This is a genomic window from Shewanella sp. S1-49-MNA-CIBAN-0167, from assembly GCF_040310145.1.
Lineage (GTDB): Bacteria > Pseudomonadota > Gammaproteobacteria > Enterobacterales > Shewanellaceae > Shewanella > Shewanella psychromarinicola.
Genome location: NZ_JBEOPO010000247.1, coordinates 1 through 274 on the forward strand (window position 1 = coordinate 1; position 274 = coordinate 274).

Sequence of the window (274 nt, forward strand, 5' to 3'; positions counted from 1 at the left end):
ATGTAATATTGATTGATGAACATGACTCAAGCGTACCAGCAAAACAATTTCTCATTTCGTTCTGAACGTCTAGACGCGTAATTGCATCAGTTATATCAAACTTCCAGTAATCCATGGTGCTTGATAAGCCATCAGTAATTTCCCATACCATACCAAAAGTAAATGACTTACTTTCTTCTGCTTTAAGGTTTTTGTCACTGGTGTAATTTACTTCGATTTGAGGGTCTTGCTCATTACCCCATGGATCTTCTAGGTAATCGAAAGAGCCTGAGTT

At 37.6% G+C, this 274-nt stretch carries 1 pseudogene; it reads right to left on the reverse strand.

Annotated elements, in window-relative coordinates:
• A pseudogene (locus tag AAEZ00_RS21190) lies at nucleotides 1–274 on the reverse strand (TonB-dependent receptor); the annotation flags it as partial.